Origin of the sequence: Pseudomonas sp. S34, from assembly GCF_009866745.1 — a bacterium.
Classification (GTDB): domain Bacteria; phylum Pseudomonadota; class Gammaproteobacteria; order Pseudomonadales; family Pseudomonadaceae; genus Aquipseudomonas; species Aquipseudomonas jessenii.
The window spans coordinates 5,768,967-5,792,318 of sequence record NZ_CP019398.1 but is presented as its reverse complement, the minus strand read 5'-3'; the positions used below and the strand labels follow the sequence as shown (position 1 = coordinate 5,792,318).

At 60.8% G+C, this 23,352-nt stretch carries 18 protein-coding genes and 1 pseudogene; 15 read left to right on the top strand and 4 right to left on the bottom strand.

Annotation, left to right across the window (positions count from 1 at the left end; all coding sequences use genetic code 11):
- Positions 1-38: 38 nt before the first annotated feature.
- Entirely contained in the window at positions 39-440 is a 402-nt protein-coding gene (locus tag PspS34_RS25995) for a lysozyme inhibitor LprI family protein (RefSeq protein WP_057712989.1), read from the bottom strand.
- Positions 441-676: 236 nt separating this feature from the next.
- Between PspS34_RS25995 and PspS34_RS25990 the strand changes: the two genes are divergently transcribed.
- The 9 genes and pseudogenes from PspS34_RS25990 to PspS34_RS28750 all read left to right on the top strand — a co-directional run.
- Complete coding sequence (locus PspS34_RS25990; RefSeq protein ID WP_032829497.1) at positions 677-1,654, top strand: dipeptidase; 978 nt, start codon at positions 677-679, stop codon at positions 1,652-1,654.
- A gap of 78 nt (positions 1,655-1,732) precedes the next feature.
- Positions 1,733-2,263 (top strand): DUF5943 domain-containing protein, encoded by a 531-nt coding sequence (locus tag PspS34_RS25985; RefSeq protein WP_008048169.1) that lies wholly within the window; start codon positions 1,733-1,735, stop codon positions 2,261-2,263.
- Between the two features lie 15 nt (positions 2,264-2,278).
- Positions 2,279-4,339, top strand: coding sequence for a dimethylglycine demethylation protein DgcA (gene dgcA, locus PspS34_RS25980; protein WP_057712990.1), 2,061 nt, complete (start codon positions 2,279-2,281; stop codon positions 4,337-4,339).
- Between the two features lie 134 nt (positions 4,340-4,473).
- Positions 4,474-6,423, top strand: coding sequence for a dimethylglycine demethylation protein DgcB (gene dgcB / locus PspS34_RS25975; protein WP_057712991.1), 1,950 nt, complete (start codon positions 4,474-4,476; stop codon positions 6,421-6,423).
- A complete protein-coding gene (locus PspS34_RS25970) occupies positions 6,423-7,643 on the top strand; it encodes an electron transfer flavoprotein subunit alpha/FixB family protein (RefSeq protein ID WP_154860998.1) in 1,221 nt (406 codons plus the stop codon). Before dgcB ends, PspS34_RS25970 begins: the two co-directional genes overlap by 1 nt.
- Before the next feature lie 15 nt (positions 7,644-7,658).
- On the top strand, positions 7,659-8,429 hold the full coding sequence (locus PspS34_RS25965) for an electron transfer flavoprotein subunit beta (protein ID WP_154860999.1): 771 nt from the start codon (positions 7,659-7,661) through the stop codon (positions 8,427-8,429).
- 149 nt (positions 8,430-8,578) lie between these two features.
- Positions 8,579-9,145 carry a GNAT family N-acetyltransferase gene (locus PspS34_RS25960; protein WP_154861000.1) on the top strand — a complete coding sequence of 189 codons (567 nt, stop codon included), beginning with the start codon at positions 8,579-8,581 and terminating at the stop codon, positions 9,143-9,145.
- A gap of 178 nt (positions 9,146-9,323) precedes the next feature.
- Positions 9,324-10,529 (top strand): retropepsin-like aspartic protease, encoded by a 1,206-nt coding sequence (locus PspS34_RS25955; RefSeq protein ID WP_223508234.1) that lies wholly within the window; start codon positions 9,324-9,326, stop codon positions 10,527-10,529.
- Between the two features lie 718 nt (positions 10,530-11,247).
- Positions 11,248-11,325, top strand: a pseudogene (locus PspS34_RS28750) (outer membrane lipoprotein carrier protein LolA); the annotation flags it as partial.
- 10 nt (positions 11,326-11,335) lie between these two features.
- Here the strand turns inward: PspS34_RS28750 and gbcA are convergent.
- On the bottom strand, positions 11,336-12,631 hold the full coding sequence (gene gbcA / locus PspS34_RS25950) for a glycine-betaine demethylase subunit GbcA (protein WP_057712996.1): 1,296 nt from the start codon (positions 12,629-12,631) through the stop codon (positions 11,336-11,338).
- 282 nt (positions 12,632-12,913) lie between these two features.
- Between gbcA and gbcB the strand changes: the two genes are divergently transcribed.
- Complete coding sequence (gene gbcB, locus PspS34_RS25945) at positions 12,914-14,014, top strand: glycine-betaine demethylase subunit GbcB (RefSeq protein WP_090451831.1); 1,101 nt, start codon at positions 12,914-12,916, stop codon at positions 14,012-14,014.
- Between the two features lie 128 nt (positions 14,015-14,142).
- Here gbcB and PspS34_RS25940 read toward each other — a convergent pair whose 3' ends face one another.
- Positions 14,143-14,967: an NAD(P)-dependent oxidoreductase gene (locus PspS34_RS25940; RefSeq protein WP_150813793.1), complete on the bottom strand. Its 825-nt coding sequence runs from the start codon at positions 14,965-14,967 to the stop codon at positions 14,143-14,145.
- A gap of 198 nt (positions 14,968-15,165) precedes the next feature.
- Complete coding sequence (locus tag PspS34_RS25935) at positions 15,166-16,206, bottom strand: low specificity L-threonine aldolase (protein ID WP_154861002.1); 1,041 nt, start codon at positions 16,204-16,206, stop codon at positions 15,166-15,168.
- Between the two features lie 156 nt (positions 16,207-16,362).
- Between PspS34_RS25935 and PspS34_RS25930 the strand changes: the two genes are divergently transcribed.
- The 5 genes from PspS34_RS25930 to PspS34_RS25910 all read left to right on the top strand — a co-directional run bounded on the left by PspS34_RS25930 (position 16,363) and on the right by PspS34_RS25910 (position 23,248).
- A complete protein-coding gene (locus PspS34_RS25930) occupies positions 16,363-17,079 on the top strand; it encodes a TraX family protein (protein ID WP_154861003.1) in 717 nt (238 codons plus the stop codon).
- Between the two features lie 283 nt (positions 17,080-17,362).
- Positions 17,363-18,616 (top strand): serine hydroxymethyltransferase, encoded by a 1,254-nt coding sequence (glyA, locus tag PspS34_RS25925; protein ID WP_102672492.1) that lies wholly within the window; start codon positions 17,363-17,365, stop codon positions 18,614-18,616.
- Between the two features lie 23 nt (positions 18,617-18,639).
- Positions 18,640-19,890, top strand: coding sequence for a sarcosine oxidase subunit beta (locus PspS34_RS25920; protein ID WP_007907561.1), 1,251 nt, complete (start codon positions 18,640-18,642; stop codon positions 19,888-19,890).
- A 14-nt stretch (positions 19,891-19,904) separates the two neighbouring features.
- Positions 19,905-20,234: a sarcosine oxidase subunit delta gene (locus tag PspS34_RS25915; protein ID WP_057713000.1), complete on the top strand. Its 330-nt coding sequence runs from the start codon at positions 19,905-19,907 to the stop codon at positions 20,232-20,234.
- Positions 20,231-23,248, top strand: a complete 3,018-nt coding sequence (locus PspS34_RS25910) for a sarcosine oxidase subunit alpha (RefSeq protein WP_102672491.1) — start codon at positions 20,231-20,233, stop codon at positions 23,246-23,248. The genes PspS34_RS25915 and PspS34_RS25910 overlap by 4 nt, the downstream gene beginning before the upstream one ends.
- The last annotated feature ends 104 nt before the right edge of the window (positions 23,249-23,352 follow it).

Below are 23,352 nucleotides of genomic sequence, written 5' to 3'. Positions count from 1 at the left end.
GCTGGTGGTAGTGCCAGCTTTCAGCGGGAGATTCAGGACTATTCCTGCCCAATCGACTCCAAAAACTCCGACCGCTCGTCGCTCATCCGTGCAATGCAATCGTTCTGGGCAATGGTGAGCGCCTTGCTGCCACTGGTGGCCGGGAAGGCTTCGACGGCGCAGTCTGCGTCGCGGGTCTTCAGCCATTGCTGTTGGGCGGCTTTGATCTTGGCGGTGATGTCGGCCAGTTGCGACGGGTTTTTGCCGTACTGCGACTGCATGCGCTCGGTCAGGCCCTGGAGGTTTTCCTTGAGCAGGTCTTCGGCGGAGGTTTTGCTGAAGGCCGAGCACTCGAGGGTCTGGATGTCGTTTTCGACTTTGTCGCACGGGTTGTCGTCGGCCACCTCCGCTGCGTGTACGCCGGTCGCAATCAGTGCCATTGCCAGAATGATCGATTTCATTATCGTCGCCGCTCTTGTCCAGTGAAGCATCCAGTGATGCGGCGAATTCTGGCCCAAGCCAGGGGCCTTGAACAGGTCGATGATTGTGCCTGGCGACGACCCTTTGTCGCGGATTGACGCTTTCGGCAAACCCCCTGTCGTTTTTGCACCCGGCTGCCCCTGCACCGAGGCATATGCTGGCCCCAAAGCGCCGGCACACGATTCGGCGCATGAATCGCTAACAAGGGGACAGCCTGATGAGCCCAGCCGAATTGCACGCCGACAGCATCGTTATCGACGGGCTGATTATCGCCAAGTGGAACCGTGAACTGTTCGAAGACATGCGCAAGGGCGGTCTGACGGCGGCTAACTGCACCGTGTCGGTGTGGGAGGGCTTTCAGGCCACCGTCAACAACATCGCCGCGAGCCAGAAGCTGATTCGCGAGAACAGCGACCTGGTGATCCCGGTGCGCACCACCGCCGACATCCGTAAAGCCAAGGAGCAGGGCAAGACCGGCATCCTGTTCGGCTTCCAGAACGCTCACGCCTTCGAAGACCAGATCGGCTATGTCGAGGTGTTCAAGCAACTGGGCGTCGGCATTGTGCAGATGTGCTACAACACCCAGAACCTGGTGGGCACCGGCTGTTACGAGCGTGACGGCGGCCTGTCGGGCTTCGGTCGCGAAATCGTCGCCGAGATGAACCGCGTTGGTGTGATGTGCGACCTGTCCCACGTCGGTTCCAAGACTTCCGAAGAAGTCATCCTCGAGTCGAAGAAACCGGTCTGCTACTCCCACTGCCTGCCATCGGGGCTCAAGGAGCACCCGCGCAACAAGTCCGATGAAGAACTGAAGTTCATCGCCGACCACGGCGGCTTTGTCGGCGTGACCATGTTCGCGCCGTTCCTGGCCAAGGGCATCGATTCGACCATCGACGACTACGCCGAAGCCATCGAGTACGTGATGAACATCGTCGGCGAAGACGCCATCGGCATCGGCACCGACTTCACCCAGGGCCATGGCCAGGACTTCTTCGAATACCTGACCCACGACAAGGGCTACGCCCGCCGCCTGACCAGTTTCGGCAAGATCATCAACCCGCTGGGCATCCGCACCGTGGGCGAGTTCCCGAACCTGACCGAGACCCTGCTCAAGCGCGGCCACTCCGAGCGCGTGGTACGCAAGATCATGGGCGAGAACTGGGTCAACGTCTTGAAAGATGTCTGGGGCGAATAAGCCGCTGCACCTCTGAATCCTTTCCCCCGGCCGTCCGCGCCGGGGGCAACACCAAAATTTTTCTGGAGTTAAGTTTCCATGGCCAAGATCGCCCCGCAATTGCCAATCGAAGTCGACAGCGAAACCGGTGTCTGGACCTCCGACGCCCTGCCGATGCTGTACGTGCCGCGCCATTTCTTCGTCAACAACCACATGGGCATCGAGGAAGTGCTGGGCGCTGAAGCCTATGCCGAAATCCTCTACAAGGCCGGCTACAAGTCCGCCTGGCACTGGTGTGAAAAAGAAGCCGAATGCCACGGCCTGGAAGGTGTCGCGGTGTTCGAGCACTACATGAAGCGCCTGTCGCAGCGCGGCTGGGGCCTGTTCAAGATCCAGGACATCGACCTCGACAAAGGCACCGCCAGCGTCAAGCTCGAACACTCGGCATTCGTCTACGTGTACGGCAAGGTCGGGCGCAAGGTCGACTACATGTTCACTGGCTGGTTTGCAGGGGCCATGGATCAGATCCTCGCCGCTCGCGGCAGCAAGATCCGCACCGTGGCCGAACAAGTCTACGGTGGCTCCGAAGAGGGCCACGAAGACGGCTTGTTCACCGTCAAGCCGTTGTAAGTCGAGGAACCCGCCATGGCTTTCGAAGCAATGTTCCAGCCGATCCAGATCGGCAAACTGACCATCCGCAACCGCGTGCTCAGCACCGCGCACGCCGAGGTCTATGCCACCGACGGCGGCATGACCACCGACCGGTACGTCAAGTATTACGAAGAGAAAGCCAAGGGCGGTATCGGCCTGGCGATTTGCGGCGGTTCGTCCGTGGTGGCCATCGACAGCCCGCAGGAATGGTGGAGTTCGGTGAACCTGTCCACCGACCGCATCATTCCGCACTTCCAGAATCTTGCCGACGCCATGCACAAGCACGGCGCCAAGATCATGATCCAGATTACCCACATGGGCCGTCGCTCGCGTTGGGACGGTTTCAACTGGCCGACGCTGATGTCGCCGTCAGGCGTGCGCGAGCCGGTGCACCGTGCCACTTGCAAAACCATCGAGCCGGAAGAGATCTGGCGGGTGATCGGCAACTACGCTCAAGCGGCCCGCCGCGCCAAGGCCGGTGGCCTGGACGGTGTCGAACTGTCGGCGGTGCATCAGCACATGATCGACCAGTTCTGGAGCCCACGGGTCAACAAGCGTACCGACGAATGGGGCGGCACCTTCGAAGGCCGGATGAAGTTCGGTCTGGAAGTCTTGAAAGCCGTACGCGCCGAGGTCGGTGACGATTTCTGCGTGGGCATGCGCATCTGCGGTGACGAGTTCCACCCGGATGGTCTATCCCACGAAGACATGAAGCAGATCGCCAAGTATTACGACGATACCGGCATGCTCGACTTCATTGGCGTCGTGGGTTCGGGTTGCGACACCCACAACACCCTGGCCAACGTGATTCCGAACATGAGTTATCCGCCGGAGCCGTTCCTGCATCTGGCTGCCGGCATCAAGGAAGTGGTCAAGGTTCCAGTGCTGCACGCGCAGAACATCAAGGACCCTAACCAGGCCACACGTATCCTGGAAGGCGGTTACGTCGACATGGTCGGCATGACCCGCGCGCACATCGCCGACCCGCACCTGATCGCCAAGATCAAAATGGGCCAGATTGACCAGATCAAACAATGCGTCGGTGCCAACTACTGCATCGACCGTCAGTATCAGGGTCTGGATGTGCTGTGCATTCAGAACGCCGCGACTTCTCGTGAATACATGGGCTTGCCGCACATCATCGAAAAAACCACTGGCGTGAAACGCAAGGTGGTGGTGGTCGGCGCCGGTCCCGCCGGGATGGAAGCCGCCCGCGTGGCCGCCGAGCGTGGCCACGACGTGACCCTGTTCGAGAAAAAGGAATTCATCGGCGGGCAGATCACCACCGCATCGAAAGCCCCGCAACGGGACCAGATCGCCGGTATCACCCGCTGGTATCAACTGGAACTGGCGCGGTTGAAAGTCGACCTGCGCCTGGGCACCGCGGCTGACGCGCCAACCATCATGGACCTGCGTCCGGACGTGGTGGTGCTGGCCGTCGGCGGTCATCCGTTCATCGAGCAGAACGAACACTGGGGCGCGGCTGAAGGCCTGGTTGTCAGCAGCTGGGACATCCTCGACGGCAAGGTTGCACCGGGCAAGAACGTGCTGGTCTACGACACCATTTGCGAGTTCACCGGCATGTCGACCGCCGACTTCCTCGCCGACAAGGGCAGCCAGGTCGAGATCGTGACCGACGACATCAAGCCGGGCGTCGCCATCGGTGGTACATCGTTCCCGACTTACTACCGCAGCATGTACCCGAAAGAAGTGATCATGACCGGCGACATGATGCTGGAGAAGGTCTACCGCGAAGGCGACAAGCTCGTAGCGGTACTGGAAAACGAATACACCGGCGCCAAAGAGGAGCGGGTGGTTGACCAGGTGGTCGTGGAAAACGGCGTGCGTCCGGACGAAGAAATCTACTACGCGCTGAAGGAAGGCTCGCGCAACAAAGGCCAGATCGACGTCGAAGCCTTGTTCGCGATCAAGCCGCAACCTTGCCTGGAACAGAGCGGTGACGGCTATCTGCTGTTCCGCATCGGCGACTGCGTGGCCCAGCGTAACGTGCACGCGGCGATCTACGACGCGTTGCGGCTGTGCAAGGATTTCTAAAACCACACCGAACCAATGTGGGAGCGGGCTTGCTCGCGAAGAACGATAACGCGGTACACCTGATACACCGCGTCGCCTGATTCGCGAGCAAGCCCGCTCCCACATGAGACCCCGAGGTCTTTGGGAGCTTCACCATGTTGAACACCCTTCTTCCAATCCTGTTGTTCGCCGCCCTGGGCCTTGGTGTCCTGGGCGCGTTGCGGCGGGTGGCCATGTGGCGCCGGGGCCGAGCCTCCAAGGTCGACCTGATCGGCGGCCTGTTCGCCATGCCCAAGCGCTACATGGTCGACTTGCACCATGTGGTAGCGCGGGACAAATACATTGCCAACACCCACGTCGCCACGGCTGGCGGTGCGGTGGCGTCCATCGTGCTGGCGATTCTGGTGCATGGTTTCGGCCTGCATAACCGCTTCCTCGGCTATGCGTTGCTGCTGATGTCGGCGGTGATGTTCGTTGGTGCGATCTTCGTTTACTTGCGTCGGCGCAACCCGCCGTCGCGCCTGTCGAAAGGCCCGTGGATGCGCCTGCCGAAAAGCCTGTTGGCGTTTTCGGCCTCGTTCTTCCTGTTGACCTTGCCGGTGGCGGGCATCCTGCCGGAAAATTTCGGTGGCTGGCTGTTGGCGGCGATTCTCGGGGTTGGCGTGCTGTGGGGCGTGTCGGAACTGTTCTTTGGCATGACCTGGGGCGGGCCGATGAAACACGCCTTTGCCGGTGCCTTGCACCTGGCTTGGCACCGCCGCGCCGAACGCTTTGGTGGTGGTCGTTCCACGGGGTTGAAACCGCTGGATCTTAGCGACTTGACCGCGCCACTGGGTGTGGAAAAACCCAAGGATTTCACCTGGAACCAGTTGCTCGGCTTCGACGCCTGCGTGCAGTGCGGTAAATGCGAAGCAGCGTGCCCGGCCTTCGCCGCCGGTCAGCCGCTGAACCCGAAAAAACTGATTCAGGACATGGTCGTCGGCCTGGCCGGTGGCACCGATGCCAAGTTCGCCGGCAGCCCGTACCCAGGCAAAGCCATTGGCGAGCACGCGGGCAATCCGCATCAGCCGATCGTCAACGGTCTGGTAGATGCCGAGACGCTGTGGTCGTGCACCACCTGCCGCGCTTGCGTCGAGGAATGCCCGATGATGATCGAGCACGTCGATGCCATCGTCGACATGCGCCGTCATCTGACCCTGGAAAAAGGCGCGACCCCGAACAAGGGTGCCGAAGTCCTGGAAAACCTGATCGCCACCGACAACCCTGGCGGTTTCGCGCCGGGCGGGCGGATGAACTGGGCAGCGGACCTGAACCTCAACCTGCTTAGCGAAAAGAAATCCACCGACGTGCTGTTCTGGGTCGGCGACGGCGCCTTCGACATGCGTAACCAGCGCACCCTGCGCGCCTTCGTCAAAGTGCTCAAGGCGGCGAAAATCGACTTCGCCGTGCTCGGCCTCGAAGAGCGCGACAGCGGTGACGTGGCCCGGCGCCTGGGCGACGAAGCAACCTTCCAGCTGTTGGCCAAGCGCAACATCCAGACTCTGGCCAAATACAGTTTCAACCGTATCGTCACCTGCGACCCGCACAGTTTCCACGTGCTGAAAAACGAGTACGGCGCCTTCGATGGTAACTACCTGGTGCAGCACCACAGCACCTACATGGCGGAAATCATCGATGCTGGCGCGCTCAATCTTGGCCAGCACAAAGGCGATAGCGTGACCTATCACGATCCGTGCTACCTCGGCCGTTACAACGGCGAATACGAGGCACCGCGCCAGGTACTGCGTGCGCTCGGGATTGAAGTGAAAGAAATGCAGCGCTCCGGCTTCCGCTCCCGCTGCTGCGGCGGTGGTGGCGGCGCGCCGATCACCGACATTCCCGGCAAGCAGCGCATTCCCGACATGCGCATGGAAGACATCCGCGAAACCGGCGCCGAACTGGTGGCCGTGGGTTGTCCACAGTGCACCGCGATGCTTGAAGGCGTGGTCGAACCACGTCCGCTGATCAAGGACATCGCCGAACTGGTGGCTGATGCGTTGCTCGAAGACGCCGCGCCGGGAAAGCCTTCGGCACCGGCCAAACGTGAACCTGCGGAGGTGCATTGATGAGTGACATTATCCGCCGCGACCCTCGCGCCGAATGGATCGCCCGCAACCGTCTGCACCCGCTGCACGCGGCCATGCAGCCAGCGCAACACAGCTGGATGGGGCCTAACGGCGTCATCCGCAAGAATCCCCACGGGATCGGTTTTATCGGTCCCAATGGGATCAAACGGATCGACCGCAGTGGCGCTCAGCAAGGCGGGACGACTAAACGTTCGGCCGCGGTTGAAGTGCAGTTGCCGCTGCATCAAGTGACTGCACCCGCGTTTTACATCAGCGTGGTGCCGGACATGGTCGGCGGTCGCTTGAGCAGTCACGACCGCGATCTGCTGGGCCTGGCCCATCAACTGGCCGGCAAGGACGGCGCTGTATTGGCCGTGGTGTTCGGCGAGCACAAGGAAAGCGCTTTCGCCACGGCGGGCGTTGACCGCTTGCTGGTACTGGAAGGTGACGAATTCAGCGGTTATGCACCGGAACAACGGGTCCAGGGCCTGCGGGCTGTGGATAACCAGTTCAGCCCGCGTCACTGGTTGCTGCCGGACAGCCGCAGCGGTGGCGGCGAGCTGGGGCGGCGCTTTGCTGCCGCACTGGGCGAACGCCCGGCCACGCGGGTCTGGCAGGTCAAGGGGCAGGAGTGCATCGGCCGCGCCGGCGCGGGTCTGCAAGACCTTGCCCGTCCACTGGCGCGACTGATCCTGGCGGCTGCCGAGTGCGCCGAGCCGGTCAGCGAAACCCGTCACGAAGCGCTGCCCGTGGAGTTATCCACAACCGTGGCACGCAGCCTGTCGCGAATCGAAGATCTGGGTGCAGTGGCCGTCGATCCGGCGGCCATCCCCATGGCCGAAGCCGAATTCATTTTCTCCGGCGGCAACGGGGTCAAGGACTGGGGACTTTTCCACAGGACCGCCGAAGCCCTCGGCGCGACCGAAGGCGCATCGCGGGTGGCGGTGGACGATGGGTTCATGGCCCGCGACCGTCAGGTCGGGGCATCCGGCACCTGGGTCACCGCGCGGGTCTATGTGGCGGTGGGGATTTCCGGAGCGATCCAGCACCTGCAAGGCATTGGTGCCTGCGACAAGGTGGTGGCGATCAACCTCGACCCTGGTTGCGACATGATCAAGCGTGCGGACCTCTCGGTGATCGGCGAGAGCGCGGAGATTCTTCAAGCCTTGATCGATGCGGTAGCGGCTTACCGCAACGACGCCAAGCGCGATGCGGCTTAAGGGAAGGAAAGGGTTATGAGCACGAAAATCATCAGCCTGGTGTCCATCGGCGCCCACCCGACGTCCGGTCGACCGCGTCGCGCGGAACAGGATGCGCGGGCGGTGGAACTGGGCCTGCAATTGGCTGGGGATAACTTGCAGGTGCTGCATGCCGGCGACATCACCGAGCCTGCATTGCGCGCGTATCTGGGCATGGGCCTGGAACAACTGCACGTGCTGGAACAACCACAAGGCGGCGACGCACTGCCGGCGCTGACCGATTATCTGCGCGATGCCGGGGCCCAGGTGGTGTTGACCGGCAGTCAGGCTGAAACCGGCGAAGGATCGGGCATGTTGCCATTCCTCCTCGCTGAAAACCTGGGCTGGCCGCTGGTGGTGGGGTTGGCGCAAGTCGAGTCCATCGATGGCGGTTCGGCGCTGGTGCTGCAAGCTTTGCCGCGTGGTCAGCGTCGTCGCTTGAAGGTTCGCTTGCCGTTCCTGGCAACTGTGGATAACGCCGCGCCCAAGCCACGGCAGAGTGCCTACGGCCCGGCCCGACGCGGCGTGCTGCAAGCACAGGACGTCGAGGTCATCGACGATGAACTGCTCGCGGTCGCCACCCTGCAGCCGGCCAAGCCACGGCCCAAGCGCCTGAAGGTGATCAAGGCCAAGAGCGGCGCCGATCGCATGAAAGCCGCGACGGCCAAGGCCAGCGGTGGCGGTGGGCAAGTGCTCAAGGGCGTTACGGCGCAAGCGGGGGCAGAAGCGATCCTCAAGCTGCTGATTGAAGAGGGTGTGGTCCGCTAATCACATAGTCACCGCAAGTCCACTGTGGGAGCGGGCTTGCTCGCGAAGGCGTCGTGTCAGTCGAGATTCTGATTACCTGACACACCGCTTTCGCGAGCAAGCCCGCTCCCACACTGGGTTGTGTTAACCCCCTAGATTGTGAGGAAACGATGGCTGTTGAATTTCGTTCGGCGGTCCGCGCGGATGCGCGTGAGATTGCGCGGTTGTTCCAGATTTCATCCGAAGGCGCTTCAGACTACATCTGGAGCCAGATCGCGGAGCCCGGCCAGGATCTGTTGGACGTCGGCACCATTCGGTATGCCCGGGACGACGTGGATTTCTCCTACCAGAATTGCCTGATTGCCGAGGCCGGTGGCCAGGTCATTGGCATGATGCACAGCTACGTGATGCGCCACGATCCACTGGCGGTGCCGACGACCGACCCGGTACTGGCGCCTTACGCCGACATGGAAGTGCCCGACACGCTCTATATCTCCAGCCTTGCCCTGCACGAGGGCTGGCGCAACCGGGGCCTGGGCGTGCAGTTTCTCACCCATGCTCAAGAACGTGCCGACCAACTGGGGCTCAATGGCCTTAGCCTGATCGACTATGCCGCCAACACTGGCGCCCGGCGCTTTTACGAGCGCCACGGTTTCGAGATCATCAAAACCTGCCAGGTCACCCCTCATCCCATGATCCGCGTCACCGGTGACGCCTATCTTATGCACAGGCCCTGAGTCTGCGGGGGTTCTAACCAGCGAAGGTTATCCACAACGCCACGCGCCCTCGTCCCACGTTGACGAGGGCGATGAGCTACAGTTTTCTATGCGCTGATCAAGGGTGCGACACGCTTTAGGGAGTTTTCAGACGTTCAGCGCTGACTCATGAAATCCGGTTTTTATGACTGGCTTGAACATGAAGACTTTCGCTCTTCCGGCGCTTTTTGCATCGACCCTGTGGATATCCACTGGCTTGCTGTCTGCTGTCCCGGCAAACGTGCCCGTGACTGATCAGGACTTTTATCAATGGCTGGAGACCGGGCAGGGGCGCGACGCGTCCCTGGCGCAGCTACGGCAGCAGTGCGACAAGGTACTGGATGCCGATAAGCACCTCAGCTGTTCAGTGACGGTCCTGGCCAGAATGCTCGAAGCCAAGGCCGCCAACCAAATCCCCGAATACTATCTGGCCATCAAGGGCAAGCATGCCCGGGCGATTGCGGTCGATGCCGACCTGAATGCCCTGTTCTCCATGTTTGGCAGCGAATCACTGGCTATTCTGACGAGGGCTGGCAATTTCTCGGTCAAGGGATCTGCGCGACATGAGGTGCTGCGGCTCCATCCGTATGCCAATGACTTCTACATCGCTGAACAATCGCTGCCATTTATCGAGGTTGGAACGGCCAACGGTGTCTCGGCGCGTTTTGTACTGGACACGGGGGCACCGCAAACCCGGGTCAATATCGAGACTGCGAAACAGATGGGCATCAGGATGTTGCCCGATGCTCATTATCGTTACAGCACGTTTTATGGCGAAAGGGGCCTGGCCGCGAGGTTGGGAATTCTCGGGTCATTGAGAGTCGGCACCCGTGAGTTCAGGAACGTCCTGGTCTTTGTCAGCGACCGGGATAATTTGTTGGGGCTGGATCTGATCAGCAAGCTGGGGCGCTTGAAGATAACCAGGAGAACACTGGAGCTTAATCCGCCGGCTGCCCGGCGCTGTGATGCGCCAATTGTCTTGAGCCGCCTGGATCTCAACCAACGGCTGGTAGTTGCCGCACAGCTGGATCGTCGGACAACGCAAGCCATCATCGATACGGGAAATGTCGACTACCTGACGGCCGCGTCGCCCGGCAGGCAAGTCAGCGTGGCGCAGGCGCTGACACCGGGAGGCTCGAACGTTTACACCGGCGACAATAAGCACTTTCAACGCTTCACCGGCGTATTGGCCCTGCAAGGCGACACCTTGGTGGTCAGCTACAAATACTACCCGGGCTTTACCATCCCGCCGTCGTTGGTGGACGGACAATACGTGCCGTCGATATTACTCGGATGGCGCGCCTTCAAAGACTTTGAATTGAACCTGGATCTCGATTCAGGTCGCTCATGCCTCAATAGAGTCTGAACAGCTTGGACGGTTACCCACAATCCCTGTTGGTGGTTCTGTGGATAACATGTTCGCCCCTCGCTACACCCCATACAAATCAAGCCTTGCATGGTGTCGATCAAAAAACACCCAGTCTGGTTCGTGGTTTTTCCATGCATTTTCAAGGGGATATGTGCTGCTGTTGATGCAGACTTGCCCCCAATCTCTGTTGGCGCTTCTGTGGATAAGATGTTTGCTATCGGCTGCAGGCCTTATAAACAGCGGCGTGTAGGCTTTTGATTATAAAATGATCAAAAGCCCGTTTAGCGCCGTGAACCTCCGCGCAAACGCCGAGTTCCTGCGGGTTTTAGCGGTTTTCCACAGCCCCTGCGAAGTTAACCCCAAAGTCTGTTGGCGCTTCTGTGGATAAGGTGTTTGCCATCCTCTGAAAGCCTTGCAGTCCGTGACTTTCAGGCTTCTGGTTAAAAAATGACCAGCGCGCCAGTGGAAGCATGCTTCTGGATAAGTCACGTTTTTTCTTTGGTTTTTGTGAAGATATTTTGCAGTCTTTCCACAGTTGTCCCCAATAGCTGTGGGTGGAGATGTGGATAACTTGTTTGCGGAAGGCTGGGAGGCGTGCGCAGCATAGCTCTGAACGAAATAGATCATATTTCGTACAGTTCTAAAGATAGAGGAATGTGTAGCGGGGAGAAAACCTGTTGCGAGCAAGCCCCTTGTAGGAGCGAGCTTGCTCGCGATGGTCGTGAACGATGACGCGAAAAGACAGATGACCCGCGGTGCCCCTGGATTTTTCGCGAGCAAGCTCGCTCCTACAGGGGCATGCTTTAGCCTTGAACCGGAACCCCTTTGAGGTAAGGCGCAGGCTCGGCACCCAAGTTGCTCAGCAGGCGCTCGCTGTACCAGTCCACAAAGTTCACCACACCGAACTCATAGGTCTTGGAGTACGGACCAGGCTGGTACGCGGTGGAGTTGATGCCGCGCTGGTTTTCTTCGGCCAGGCGACGGTCCTGGTCGTTGGTGGCGTCCCAGACCTGGCGCATGCGCTCCACGTCGTAGTCCACGCCTTCGACCGCGTCCTTGTGCACGATCCACTTGGTGGTGACCATGGTTTCCTGAGCGCTGATCGGCCACACGGTGAACACGATGATGTGGTCGCCCATGCAGTGGTTCCAGGAGTGCGGCAGGTGCAGGATGCGCATCGAGCCCAGGTCCGGGTTCTTGATGCGGCCCATCAGCTTGGCGCAGCCCTGCTTGCCGTCCATGGTCATCGACACGGTGCCCTTGAGCAGCGGCATGCGCACGATGCGGTTGCGCAGGCCGAAGCTGGCGTGGGCGTAAGGGATCTTCTCGGCTTCCCAGGCAGCGGCGGAGGCGGCTACGTGGTCCTTGAAGGCCTGGTCGGCGCGCGGGTCGGTGACGTCGTCCCACTCCAGCAGGGTTTTCAACAGTTCCGGGTGCGACGCGTTGCAGTGGTAGCACTCGCGGTTGTTTTCCAGCACCAGTTTCCAGTTGGCCTTTTCCATCAAGGTGGTTTGCACCGCCACCTTGGTGTTCTCCATGTCGTACGGTTCCATGTAGTGGTTGAGCGTCGACAGGAAGTCATCGATGGCCGGCGGGTTCTCCGCCAGGCTGATGAAGATGTAGCCGCCGGCGGTCTTCACGTTCACCGGCTTGAGGCCGTACTGGTTCATGTCGAAGTCAGCGCCCATTTCGGTGCCGGCGAACAGCAGGCGGCCGTCGAGTTCGTAGGTCCACTGGTGATAGTGGCAAACCAGCTTGGCGACCTTGCCCTTGTCGCTGGTGCACAGGCGCGAGCCACGGTGGCGGCAGACGTTGTGGAACGCGTGCACCACGCCTTCGGCGCCACGGATCACGATGATCGGGTTCTTGCCGATCTGCAGGGTCAGGTAGTTGCCCTTGGTAGGGATCTCGCAGGTCATGCCGGCGATCAACCACTCTTTCTGAAAGATTTCCTGCATGTCGATATCAAACAGGCGCTCGTCGGAGTAAAACGGCTGCGGCAGCGAGAACGTGCGCTCGCGCTCCTGCAGCATCTGCGCGGTGGCCTTGCGTGCGGGTTCCAGCGGATCGCCCAGGCTCAGGGTAGTAGTGACGTCCATCGTGTATTTCCTCAAGGCCATCTGCGTGGCCGCGAAAGTGGCTGATCAGGGTTGCTACGCAAGGTGTAAAGAATGTGTCTTGGTATGGGGCGAGTGTGGGGCCGGCGCAGGCCAGAACCTTATCCATGGGCGACATGGTGCAATCTGTTCCCGACGCGCAAGCCCCAGTCGTTGGGGGCTGGTCGCGATAAGCATGTCAATGTCGCAGATAGGTAAATGGGTGATCTGCGCTATACGCAGAATCGCCAACATGAAGGCCGGCAGTCGGCCGTGGAGATCAGCATGTCCAATAGTTTCCTGAATCCGGTAACCACCCAGACCTGGGCCAATGGTCGGCACATCGTCCGTTGCGTCAAAGTCATCCAGGAAACCTGGGATGTGCGCACCTTCTGCTTCATGGCCGATCAGCCGATCATGTTCTTCTTCAAACCGGGGCAGTTTGTCACCCTGGAGCTGGAGATTGAAGGCCAGCCGATCATGCGTTCGTACACCATTTCCAGCTCGCCATCGGTGCCGTACAGCTTTTCGGTGACCATCAAGCGCGTACCGGGTGGCAAGGTCTCCAACTGGCTGCACGACACCCTGCACGAAGGCCAGGAGCTGGCGGTGCACGGCCCGGTCGGGCTGTTCAATGCCATGGACTTCACCGCGCCAAAGGTGCTTTACCTCAGCGGCGGCGTCGGTATCACGCCGGTCATGTCCATGGCGCGCTGGTTCTACGACACCAACGGCAATGTCGACATGGTGTTTATCCACAGCGCCCGTTCGCCCAAGGACATCATTTACCACCGTGAGCTGGAACACATGGCGTCGCGGATCGACAACTTCAGCCTGCACCTGATCTGCGAGAAGCACGGTATGGGTGAGCCCTGGGCCGGTTATCGCGGTTACCTGAACCACAGAATGCTTGAATTGATGGCGCCTGACTTCCTTGAGCGCGAAGTGTTCTGCTGCGGCCCGACACCGTATATGAATGCGGTCAAGCGCTTGCTGGAAGCCGCTGGCTTCGACATGTCGCGTTATCACGAAGAATCCTTCGGTGCGACCCCGCCAGAGGCGCGCGCCGACGCCGTGGAACACGCCGAGCAAGCGGCCGAGGCACCGGAAGTCGACGTGGCGGATCTGCACCAGGTGGAGTTCACGGCGTCCGGCAAGAGCATTCGTGTGGCCCCGGGCGAGACCGTGCATGCGGCGGCGGCCAAGGTCGGCCTGATGATTCCGAAAGCGTGCGGCATGGGTATCTGCGGCACCTGCAAGGTGTTGAAGCTGGGTGGTGAAGTGGAAATGGACCACAACGGCGGGATCACCGAGGAAGATGAAGCAGAAGGGTTCATTCTTTCGTGCTGCAGCGTGCCTAAAGGCGACGTGCGCATCGAATTCTAATGGTTGCGCAATAGTCCCTGTAGGGGCGAGCCTGCTCGCGATGGACGTCAACGATAACGCTGACAACCTGACCCCCGCGGTGTTCTCAGGTTCATCGCGAGCAGGCTCGCTCCTACAGGGGAGGGTGTTTAGTCGATAAACAAGTCGGTCATCAGCTTGTCGTTGCTGTCCGGCGCGAACCGATAGTGTTCGAACTCCGTCACACCGCTTTCCCGCAGAATCTCCTCATCAATCAGCAAGCGCCCGGTCAGGCTGCGGTTTGCGCTGCTCAGAATCACATGCGCCGCATCCGCCATGATCGCAGGCAGGCGCGCATGCTTGAACGATTCCCTCGACCCCAACTGAAACTCGATGGCAGCGGTGGCGATCATCGTCTGTGGCCATAGCGAGTTGACGCTGATCCCGTAATTCCTGAATTCCTCGCTCATGCCCAGGGTCAGCATGCTCATGCCGTACTTGGTCACGGTATAGGGGCTGTATTGGGCGAACCACTTGGCGGCCAGGTTCAGCGGCGGCGAGAGGTTGAGGATATGGCCGCTGGACTTCTTCAGGTACGGCAACGCTGCCTGGCTGCACAGCAATACGGCGCGGGTGTTGATCTGGTGCATCAGGTCAAAGCGCTTGAGTTCGAGATGTTGAACCCCGGTGAGCTTGATCGCCCCGGCATTGTTGATCAGTGCATCGATGCCACCGAAATGTTCGTTGGCCTGGGCCAGGGCCTGATGCACGGCATCTTCATCGCGCACATCCACTTGCAGGGCCAGTGCCTTGCCGCCTGCGGCTTCGACTTCTTGGGCCACGCTGAAAATCGTGCCGGGTAATTTGGGGTGTGGCGACGCACTTTTCGCCGCAATCACAATGTTGGCCCCGTCGCGTGCGGCCCGCAGCGCGATCTCGCGACCAATGCCGCGGCTGGCGCCGGTGATGAACAGGGTTTTGCCTTGCAATGACATGCGTACGCTCCTGATTGTTGTTATCTGTACGGATCGACAGACAATGTAGACCAAGACTTCAGGTGCGAACGGTCAGGCTGTGGGGCTTTTTGTAGGAGCGAGCTTGCTCGCGATGGACTTGAAGGCGCTGCGTTTATCCAGAAAGCACGCGTTTTCGTTAGCGCCCATCGCGAGCAGGCTCGCTCCTACAGGGGGAGGTTAGTGAGACATCACTTCGCGAATGTCCTTCGCCAATTCACGCACGCGCTCTTGCTCGGTGTCCCACGAGCACATGAAGCGTGCGCCGCCGTTGCCGATGAAGGTGTAGAAGCGCCAGCCCTTGGCGGTCAGTGCGGCGATGGCCGGTTCCGACAGTTGCAGGAACACGCCGTTGGCCTGTACGGGGAACATCAGCTCCACGCCGGGGATGTCGCTGACCAGTTCGGCCAGCAACTGCGCGCAGTGGTTGGCGTGGTTGGCGTATTTGAGCCAGGCGTCGTTTTCCAGGATCCCGACCCACGGCGCCGACAGGAAGCGCATTTTTGAAGCAAGCTGCCCGGCCTGTTTGCAGCGGTAATCGAAGTCTTCGGCCAGTTTGTGGTTGAAGAACAGAATCGCCTCGCCCACGGCCATGCCGTTCTTCGTGCCGCCGAAGCACAGCACGTCGACGCCGGCCTTCCAGGTCAGGTCAGCCGGGGTGCAGCCGAGGAAGGCGCAGGCGTTGGAGAATCGTGCGCCGTCCATGTGCAGGTTCAGGCCCAGTTCTTTGCAGGTGGCGCTGATGGCGCGGATTTCGTCCGGGGTGTAGACGCTGCCGACTTCGGTGGCCTGGGTCAGGGTCACCACACGGGGTTTCGGGTAGTGGATGTCCTGGCGCTTGAGCGCGACCTCGCGGATCGATTTCGGGGTCAACTTGCCGTTTTCAGTACGGGCGATCAGCAGTTTGGAGCCGTTGGAGAAGAATTCCGGTGCGCCGCATTCATCGGTTTCGACGTGAGCTGTTTCCGAGCAGATCACGCTGTGGTAACTCTGGCACAACGACGACAGCGCCAACGAGTTGGCGGCGGTGCCGTTGAAGGCAAAAAACACTTCGCAGTCGGTTTCGAACAGTTTGCGGAATCCGTCGGAGGCGCGGGCGGTCCACTCGTCGTCGCCGTATGCGCGCTGGTGGCCGTGGTTGGCCTGCTCCATGGCGGCCCAGGCTTCAGGGCAGATGCCGGAATAGTTGTCGCTGGCGAATTGTTGGCTCTTGTCGGTCATGGCCTGCTTCCGTGGTCGAGATGCCTATGGTGAAGCGTCCCGTGGTCAATGAGGGTGCGCACTGTACCCAAGATCGTCAGGTGGAGCGCACAGGATGTCGCTGTCGGGAACATACACAGTCGAAGGGCAATTATGCACGTGACGATGCACAAGGCCATGCACTTAAAGCAGCGCGACGGGGCACTGGATCTGCTCAAGTGGCTGGCGCTTTTAAGCATGGTGCTCGATCACCTGCGATATGTCGGTTATTCCGCCGATCTGTTGTATGTGCCGGGGCGGCTGGCATTCCCGTGGTTCTGCCTGGCGATGGCGGCCAATCTGTCACGAAAGCCTGTTGTGCTGGACGGTGGGCAATGGCGCTATCTGGGCTGGTTGCTGCTGTTTAGCGCGGTGAGTGAAATTCCTTACCGGATGTATATTCACAATCCCGACACCTTGAACGTGCTGCCCACCCTTGCCCTGGGCTTGCTGGTGATTCGTGGCTGGCAGCAGCCGGTGCTTGCGTCGCGCCTGCTGGCCGTCGGCGCGTTGCTGCTGGCAGGGTTTTTCTCCCAGCGATTGATGTTCGGTTTCTTTGGCGTTCTGTTGCCGCTGGCCTTGCTGCTGGTACTTCAGCGACCCTGGTATTTCGCGCTATTGGCGGGGCTGGTCTGTCTGGCGGCCAATCAATGGCAGGTGCTGTATCACGCCGCTCGCCTGGGCAATGTCGCGGCGTTTCCGGCCATCGTCACGTGCCTGATTGCGCCATGGCTCGGGCTGTTCTTGTTGCGACACGCAAAGGGCGTAAATCCACCACCGATGCGGCGTTGGGCGTATGCCCTGTATCCCGCGCATTTCGTCGCTTTGCTGACTTTGCGTCAGGTGCTCGCATAACCCTGTGGGAGCGGGCTTGCTCGCGAAAGCGGGGTGTCAGTCACTTCAATACTTACTGATACGCAGAATTCGCGAGCAAGCCCGCTCCCACAAGGGATCCAGGCTGATTTGAGGTTTGCTTGCGGCTTGCCATTTCCCGCCATGTCGTAAACGCACCTTTGCGTGGCGCCCGTAGGCATTTGACGACTCCAAGCCAGTCATACCATCGCTACCAAAGGGCACTGCCGAAAAGCCAGTGCCTCACCGAGACGAATGGCGCACCGCCGCCGCTGGGAGAGACGCGATGTTCAGCAAGCAAGACAAGATCCAGGGTTACGACGATGCACTGCTGGCGGCGATGAATGCCGAGGAGCAACGTCAGGAAGATCACATCGAGCTGATCGCGTCAGAGAACTACACCAGCAAGCGCGTCATGGAAGCGCAAGGCAGTGGCCTGACCAACAAATACGCCGAAGGTTATCCGGGCAAGCGCTACTACGGTGGCTGCGAACACGTCGACAAGGTTGAGGCGCTGGCCATCGAGCGCGCCAAGCAACTGTTCGGTGCCGATTACGCCAACGTCCAGCCGCACTCCGGTTCCTCGGCCAACAGCGCCGTGTACCTGGCCCTGCTGCAAGCCGGCGACACCATTCTCGGCATGAGCCTGGCCCACGGCGGTCACCTGACCCACGGTGCCAAAGTGTCGTCCTCGGGCAAGTTGTACAACGCCGTGCAGTACGGCATCGACACCAACACCGGCCTGATCGATTACGACGAAGTCGAGCGCCTGGCCGTCGAGCACAAGCCGAAGATGATCGTTGCTGGCTTCTCGGCCTACTCCAAGACCCTCGACTTCCCGCGCTTCCGCCAGATCGCGGACAAGGTCGGTGCGCTGTTGTTCGTCGACATGGCCCACGTGGCCGGTCTGGTTGCCGCTGGTCTGTACCCGAACCCGCTGCCTTACGCCGATGTGGTCACCACCACTACCCACAAGACCCTGCGCGGTCCGCGTGGCGGCCTGATCCTGGCCAAGTCCAACGAAGAAATCGAGAAGAAGCTCAACGCAGCAGTTTTCCCCGGTGCCCAGGGCGGCCCGCTGATGCACGTGATCGCCGGTAAGGCGGTGTGCTTCAAGGAAGCGCTGGAGCCTGGCTTCAAGGCTTATCAGCAGCAAGTGATCGACAACGCCCAGGCCATGGCCGGCGTGTTTATCAAACGCGGCTACGATGTAGTGTCCGGCGGTACCGACAACCACCTGTTCCTGGTCAGCCTGATCCGTCAGGGCCTCACCGGCAAAGAGGCGGATGCAGCACTCGGTCGCGCCCACATCACTGTGAACAAGAACGCTGTCCCGAACGATCCACAGTCGCCGTTCGTGACCTCTGGCCTGCGCATCGGCACCCCGGCGGTCACCACTCGCGGCTTCAAGGTGACCCAGTGCGTCACGCTGGCCGGCTGGATCTGCGACATCCTCGACAACCTCGGCGACGCCGATGTCGAGGCCAATGTCGCCGAGCAAGTGGCAGCCCTGTGCGCGGACTTCCCGGTTTATCGCTGAGTGCGGTTTTGGAGTAAATGACTATGCAACGCTACTCGGGCTTCGGCCTCTTCAAACACTCTCTCAGCCATCATGAAAACTGGCAGAAAATGTGGCGCACGCCGACCCCTAAAAAGGTCTACGACGTGGTCATCGTCGGTGGTGGCGGGCATGGTCTGGCCACGGCCTACTACCTGGCCAAGGAACACGGCATCACCAACGTGGCCGTGGTCGAGAAAGGCTGGCTGGGCGGCGGTAACACCGCGCGCAACACCACCATCGTTCGCTCCAACTACCTGTGGGACGAGTCGGCGCACCTGTACGAACACGCGATGAAACTGTGGGAAGGCCTGTCCCAGGACCTCAACTACAACGTGATGTTCTCCCAGCGTGGCGTCTACAACCTGTGCCACACCCTGCAGGACATTCGTGATTCCGAGCGTCGGGTCAGCGCCAACCGCCTCAATGGCGTGGACGGTGAACTGCTCGATGCCAAGCAGGTTGCCGACGAGATTCCGTACCTCGACTGCTCCAAGAACACTCGCTACCCGGTGATGGGCGCCACCGTCCAGCGTCGCGGCGGCGTGGCCCGTCACGATGCCGTGGCCTGGGGCTTTGCCCGGGCCGCCGATGCATTGGGCGTGGACCTGATCCAGCAGACCGAAGTGATCGGTTTCCGCAAGGAAAACGGCGTGTGCATCGGCGTTGAAACCAACAAGGGCTTCATCGGCGCCAAGCGCGTCGGCGTCGTGACCGCCGGTAACTCCGGGCACATGGCCAAGCTCGCCGGTTTCCGCCTGCCGATCGAATCCCACCCGCTGCAAGCGCTGGTGTCCGAGCCGATCAAGCCGATTATCGACAGCGTGATCATGTCCAACGCCGTACACGGTTACATCAGCCAGTCCGACAAGGGCGACCTGGTGATCGGCGCCGGTATCGACGGCTACAACGGCTACGGCCAGCGTGGTTCGTACCCGGTGATCGAACACACCATCCAGGCCATCGTCGAGATGTTCCCGGTGCTGTCGCGGGTACGCATGAACCGTCAGTGGGGCGGCATCGTCGACACCACGCCGGATGCCTGCCCGATCATTTCGAAAACCCCGGTACCGAACATGTTCTTCAACTGCGGTTGGGGCACCGGTGGCTTCAAGGCTACACCTGGCTCGGGCAACGTATTTGCCGCAAGCCTGGCCAAGGGTGAAATGCACCCACTGGCCGCACCTTTCTCCATCGACCGTTTCCACAGCGGTGCGTTGATCGACGAACACGGCGCTGCAGCAGTCGCCCACTAACAGGAGAAATCCCTATGTTGCATATCTTCTGTCCTCACTGCGGCGAACTGCGCTCCGAAGAGGAATTCCATGCATCCGGCCAGGCGCACATCCCGCGCCCACTGGACCCGAGCAGTTGCACCGACGAGGAGTGGGGCGACTACATGTTCTTCCGCGATAACCCGCGCGGTCTGCACCACGAGCTGTGGGATCACGTCGCCGGTTGCCGTCAGTACTTCAACGTCACCCGCGACACCGTGACCTACGAGATTCTCGAAACCTACAAGATCGGCACCAAGCCACAATTCACCGACAAGACCGATAGCCCGAAAGCGGCCAGCACGGCTCTGGGAGAGAAGGTATGAGCCAGATCAATCGCCTGTCCAACGGCGGACGGATCGACCGCAACAAAGTCTTGACCTTCACCTTCAACGGCCAGAACTACAAAGGCTTCGAAGGCGATTCCCTGGCCGCTGCACTGCTGGCCAACGGCGTCGATATCATCGGTCGCAGCTTCAAGTATTCTCGTCCGCGCGGCATCTTCGCCGCCGGTGCCGAAGAGCCGAACGCGGTGCTGCAGATCGGCGCCACCGAAGCCACGCAGATCCCGAACGTGCGTGCTACGCAACAGGCGCTGTATCAGGGCCTGGTCGCCACTAGCACCAACGGCTGGCCGAGCGTGAACAACGACATGATGGGGATTCTCGGCAAGGTCGGCGGCAAGCTGATGCCACCGGGCTTCTACTACAAAACCTTCATGTACCCGCAATCGTTCTGGATGACCTACGAGAAGTACATTCGTAAGGCCGCCGGTCTTGGTCGCTCGCCGACCGAAAACGATCCGGACACCTACGACTACATGAACCAGCACTGCGACGTGCTGATCGTCGGTGCCGGCCCTGCTGGCCTGGCGGCTGCCCTGGCGGCTGCGCGCAGCGGTGCCCGGGTAATCCTCGCCGATGAACAGGAAGAGTTCGGCGGCAGCCTGCTCGATTCCCGCGAAAGCCTCGACGGCAAGCCTGCGATGGAGTGGGTGGCCAGCGTCATCGACGAGCTGAAGAACACCCCGGACGTGCTGCTGTTGCCGCGCGCCACCGTCAACGGCTACCACGACCACAACTTCCTGACCATTCACGAGCGCCTGACCGATCACCTCGGCGACCGCGCACCGATTGGCCAGGTGCGTCAGCGCATTCACCGGGTCCGCGCCAATCGCGTGGTACTGGCAACCGGCGCTCACGAGCGTCCATTGGTCTACGGCAACAACGACGTGCCGGGCAACATGCTCGCCGGCGCCATCTCGACCTACGTGCGTCGTTACGGCGTGGCACCGGGCAAGAAGCTGGTGCTGTCGACCAACAACGACCACGCCTACCGCGTTGCCCTGGATTGGCTCGATGCCAGCCTGCAAGTGGTGGCCATCGCCGACGCCCGCAGCAATCCGCGTGGTGCGCTGGTGGAAGAAGCCCGCGCCAAAGGCATCCGCATCCTCACCGGCAGTGCCGTGATCGAGGCTCGTGGCAGCAAGCACGTGACTGCTGCCCGTGTGGCCGCCATCGATGTCAAAGCCCACACCGTGACCAGTCCTGGCGAATGGCTCGACTGCGACGTGGTCGCCAGCTCCGGTGGCTACAGCCCGGTGGTTCACTTGGCTTCGCACCTGGGTGGCAAGCCGATCTGGCGTGAAGACATCCTCGGTTTCGTACCGGGCGAAGCACCGCAGAAACGCGTGTGTGTCGGCGGCATCAACGGCGTCTACGGCCTTGGCGATTCCCTGGCCGACGGTTTTGAAGGTGGCGCTCGCGCCGCTGCTGAAGCCGGATTCCAGACGGTTGAAGGCGTACTGCCGAAAGCCCTGAGCCGTCTCGAAGAGCCGACCCTGGCGCTGTTCCAGGTGCCCCATGAAAAGAGCACCGCACGGGCACCGAAGCAATTCGTCGACTTGCAAAACGATGTCACCGCCGCCGCCATCGAACTGGCGACCCGCGAGGGCTTCGAGTCGGTCGAGCACGTCAAGCGCTACACCGCACTGGGCTTCGGCACCGATCAGGGCAAGCTCGGCAACGTCAACGGTCTGGCCATCGCTGCCCGCTCGCTGAACGTGACCATCCCGCAGATGGGCACCACCATGTTCCGTCCGAACTACACGCCGGTGACTTTCGGCGCCGTGGCCGGTCGTCACTGCGGACACATCTTCGAGCCGGTGCGTTACACCGCACTGCATCAATGGCACCTGAAAAACGGCGCCGAGTTCGAAGACGTCGGCCAGTGGAAGCGTCCTTGGTACTTCCCGAAATCCGGTGAAGACCTGCATGCCGCGGTGAAGCGCGAATGCAAAGCCGTGCGCGACAGCGTCGGCCTGCTCGATGCTTCGACCCTGGGCAAGATCGACATCCAGGGCCCGGATGCGCGTGAGTTCCTCAACCGCGTCTACACCAACGCCTGGACCAAGCTCGATGTGGGCAAGGCCCGTTACGGCCTGATGTGCAAAGAAGACGGCATGGTCTTCGACGACGGCGTGACGGCTTGCCTGGCCGACAACCATTTCGTCATGACCACCACCACCGGCGGCGCGGCTCGTGTGCTGCAGTGGCTGGAGCTGTACCACCAGACCGAATGGCCGGACATGAAGGTGTACTTCACCTCCGTCACCGACCACTGGGCGACCATGACCCTGTCCGGGCCGAACAGCCGCAAGCTGCTTGCTGAAGTCACCGACATCGACCTGAGCAGCGAAGCCTTCCCGTTCATGACCTGGAAAGAAGGTCTGGTCGGTGGTGTGCCGGCGCGGGTGTTCCGGATTTCGTTTACCGGTGAACTGTCGTACGAAGTCAACGTGCAAGCCGACTACGCCATGGGCGTGCTGGAAAAAATCGTCGACGCCGGCAAGAAGTACAACCTGACGCCGTACGGCACAGAAACCATGCACGTGCTGCGGGCCGAGAAGGGCTTCATCATCGTCGGTCAGGACACTGACAGCTCGATGACCCCGGACGACCTGAACATGGGCTGGTGTGTCGGTCGCACCAAACCGTTCTCGTGGATCGGCTGGCGTGGCATGAACCGTGAAGACTGCGTGCGTGATCAGCGCAAACAGCTGGTTGGCCTGAAGCCGATCGATCCGACCAAGTGGCTGCCGGAAGGTGCGCAACTGGTGTTCAACACCAAGCAAGCCATCCCGATGACCATGGTGGGTCACGTGACTTCCAGTTACCTGCACAACTCCCTGGGCTATTCGTTTGCCATGGGCGTGGTCAAGGGCGGGTTGCAGCGGATGGGCGAGCGAGTGTTTGCACCGCTGGCCGATGGCAGCGTGATCGAGGCGGAAATCGTTTCTTCGGTGTTCTTCGATCCGAAGGGTGAGCGCCAGAACGTTTAATGGCCTTGGATCCTGTGGTGAGCCTGCTGCCGCTTTCGCGAGCAAGCCCGCTCCCACAGGACCGAAGTCGACAAGGGAATATGAGTCAGGCATCAATCAATGTG